Genomic DNA, 3,258 nt, shown 5'->3' on the forward strand with positions numbered 1-3,258 from the left:
CGGGGGCGTCGCGTGAGCGCAACGGGCGCCGGCGGCGGGGGCGTGCGCGTAGACGGCGCGCCCAACCCGGCCCGCGACGCGGCGCTCGCCCTCTACCGCGGCATCGAGGACGACTACCGGCGCGCCATCGAGGCCACCGGCGTCTCCTTCGCCCCGCGTGACGCCCGCCGCGAGCGGGCCCGCGCGCTCATGGCGCGCATCGAGGCGGCGGACGGGCGCGTGCGCAACGGGGGAGCCAGCGTGGCGTCGGGCTTTCTCAGCCGGGCCTGCGCGGCCTGCACGGGCGCCTGCGTGAGCCGCAGCTTCGCGCTGACCAACAACTGCCACCGCGACTGCTTCTTCTGCTTCAATCCCAACCAGGAGGAGTTCGCCTACTACTGCGAGAACCCCTTCCCCTGGCGCCGCCAGCTGGACGACCTGGCGGCGGAGGGGGAGCCGCCGGCCTGCGTGGCGCTCACCGGGGGCGAGCCTCTGCTCATGCCCGATGAGGCCGTGGCGTTCTTCGCGCGGGCGCGCGAGCTGTTCCCCGACGCGCATCGGCGGCTCTACACGGCTGGCGACCTGCTCGACCGCGCGCTGCTCGAGCGGCTGCGTGACGCAGGGCTCGACGAGGTGCGCTTCTCGGTGAAGCACGACGATCCCCCGGCAGCCCTCGAGCGCGTGCTGGGCAACTTGGCGCTTGCGCGCGGGGTCATCGGCACGGTGATGGTGGAGATGCCCGTCATCCCCGGCACAGAGGACTTCATGCGAGGGCTGCTCAGGCGCCTGGACGCGCTGGGCGTGGACGGCGTTAACCTGCTGGAGTTCTGCTACCCGCTGTGGAACTGGCCGGTGTACGAGTCGCTCGGGCTCACCCTGCGCAACCCGCCGTTCCGCGTGTTCTTCGACTACTCCTACGCCGGCGCCCTGGCGGTGGAGGGGAGTGAGGAAGCGTGCCTCGCGCTCATGCTGTGGGCGCGGGAGGAGGGGCTCGACCTGGGGCTGCACTACTGCTCGCTTGAGAACAAGCACCGCGCCCAGGTGCGCAACGTCAACGAGCCGCACCGCGGGGTCGACGCGCGCTACGCCTTCGACTACGGCGACTTCTTCCTGAAGGCGGGGGTGGCGTTCGGGCTCGATAGGGCGCCGGTGCGCGCGGCGCTCGGGAAGGCGGGCTGCGCGGACTTCCTGGAAGACGACGCGGCGGACGCCACGACGTTCCACCCGCGCTGGCTGACGGCGGCCGCGGCCGTGCGACGGCCCGATGGCGACCTGGCCCGGCCCTGCGTGTCGAGCTGCCTAGCCGTGGACGACGGCGGCTGCCTGCGCCTGCGCGAGCTCAAGCTGGAGCCGCTCGAGGACGCCGCGCCCGTGCAGCTCGACGACGTCACCGCCGCAGCTGACGCGGCCGCTGGGGTGACCTGCTGGGGTTAGCGGCTGCGGCTGACGGAGAAGAGGATCGATCGATTGGCGGGAGAGAAACGGGGCTTGCCGCGCCTGCGGCCTCGTCACCCCCGGTAGGGGAGGAGCCGCCTTTGGGCGAGGCGTCGCCTACCGGCTCAGAAAGCTCGATGGGGGGTCTGTGTGGTCTGCGCGTCGCCGGCGGCCAGCGCGAACGCGGCGGGCGCCATCCCGCCGGCCAGCAGCGCGACCAGGCCGCACTTCTCGGTATGATTTCAGCGGGTAAGGCCATTTTCTTACCTATAGGTATGATAGTATGGGCGTCGTCAAGATAATTACCTATAGGTAAGAAATGGATTCCCATGGATATAAGTCGTGATCAGATGCTAGCCCAGGGGCTGCGTGTGACGGGGGGCGCCACCTTGGGGGCAGCGCTCCGAGCCCGCCGCAAGAGGCTCGGCTACACCCAGGAGGAGGTCGCGGACATGCTGGGCTTCAGCCCGCGGCTGGTGGGGGAGATCGAGCGCGGGCGCGGAACGGTGGGAATCGACAAGGTGCTCGCCTTTGCGACGGCCCTGGGCGTCGATGTCGTCGCGTTCGAGAGGTAGGGGCCATGGCGGGCAGCGAGTTGGTGGTCTACCGCGAGTACCTCGGTTGTTTCGAAGAGGTTGGCCGAGTGGCGCCCGCGCATGGCGAAATGAGCTTCGCCTACTCCGAATCCTATCTTCAGAACCGCACGTCGCACTCGATCTCCCGGAGCCTTCCCCTGCGGCCGGGGGCGTTCTCCTCCCGGGAGGCCGCGTCGTTCTTCAACGGTATTCTGCCCGAGGGAAGCATGAGGCGGAGCCTGGGTCGCGCCTTCCATGCTGAGGCCGACGATGCAGGAGCCTTTCTGGCCCGCTTGAACGATGAGTCTGCCGGTGCGCTGGTGTTTAGCGAGGAGGGGAGGCCTCCCTCGGAGAATCGCGGCTACGTCCCTCTCGGGGAGAGCGACCTCGTGCGCTTCGCCGAGCACCCCGGGGAGTTCGCCCCGCGGGCTGCCAGCCGCTCACGGCTCTCGCTAGCGGGGGCGCAAATGAAGGTTGGGCTCTTCTTCGACGCCTCCTCCGGCTCCTGGTCCTACCCTCAGGGGACGGCGCCCTCCAGCCACATCGTGAAGGCGTGCGACGGCAGCTTCCCCGGCCAGACGGTCAACGAGGCCATCTGCATGGGGACGGCTGCCGAGCTGGGGTTCGACGTGGCTCCCTGCCGCTTGATTCCCGTCGCGGGCTGCGAGCCCCTGATCGCCGTGGAGCGGTTCGACCGCATCGACGCCGGCGACGAGTTCCTGCGCCGCCTGCATCAGGAGGACTTCCTCCAGGCGCTGCCGGACTGCTTCGAGAAGTACGAGCCCACGGACGGGAACTACGCGAACCACTGCGCTTGGGTCGTGGGAGAGGGAAGCTCCAATCCGTTCGGGGATCGGAGGCTGCTGCTCTCGCGCCTGCTTCTGGACTGGGCGATGGGAAACGCCGACAACCACCTGAAGAACCACTCGATGCTGTGGAGCGAGGACTGGTCGTCGCGGGAGATATCGCCGCTGTACGATCTCACTTGCACGACGGTTTATCCCGAGCTCGATCGGGAGATGGGGGTGTCGTTCGGCCGCTCCCGTCGCATCGATGACGTGAGGTGGGAAGACATCAGGGAGACCGCCCGCGCGTGCGGCGTCGGCGTCCGGTTCGCCTGCGATGAGCTGGAGGAGCTGACGGAGACGTTCCCGGCCGCCCTGCGCAGGGCGGCCGAGGCCGTCGCCGAGGAAGGCTTCCCGCAGGCGGAGGACGTGGGGAGGCGGATAGGGGCGGGCTTTCTGGAGCGCCGCGACGGCTTGCGATAGGA

3 protein-coding genes are annotated in these 3,258 nt (G+C 69.5%); all 3 read left to right on the plus strand.

The annotated features are described in order from the left end of the window. On the plus strand, positions 1 to 1,413 hold a 1,413-nt coding region (locus D1643_RS10380), incomplete at its 5' end, for a radical SAM protein (RefSeq protein ID WP_236643558.1). Between the two features lie 329 nt (positions 1,414 to 1,742). Then, entirely contained in the window at positions 1,743 to 1,988 is a 246-nt protein-coding gene (locus tag D1643_RS10385; RefSeq protein WP_236643559.1) for a helix-turn-helix domain-containing protein, read from the plus strand. A gap of 5 nt (positions 1,989 to 1,993) precedes the next feature. Beyond that, positions 1,994 to 3,256 carry a HipA domain-containing protein gene (locus D1643_RS11900; protein WP_160710545.1) on the plus strand — a complete coding sequence of 421 codons (1,263 nt, stop codon included), beginning with the start codon at positions 1,994 to 1,996 and terminating at the stop codon, positions 3,254 to 3,256. Positions 3,257 to 3,258: the final 2 nt, after the last annotated feature.

This window comes from Enterorhabdus sp. P55, assembly GCF_009911695.1.
Classification (GTDB): domain Bacteria; phylum Actinomycetota; class Coriobacteriia; order Coriobacteriales; family Eggerthellaceae; genus Enterorhabdus.

Excerpts from the sequence above, each read along its gene's own strand:
- D1643_RS11900 (WP_160710545.1), top strand. The coding sequence starts at position 1,994 with ATGGCGGGCAGCGAGTTGGTGGTCTACCGCGAGTACCTCGGTTGTTTC.
- D1643_RS10385 (WP_236643559.1), top strand. The coding sequence starts at position 1,743 with ATGGATATAAGTCGTGATCAGATGCTAGCCCAGGGGCTGCGTGTGACG.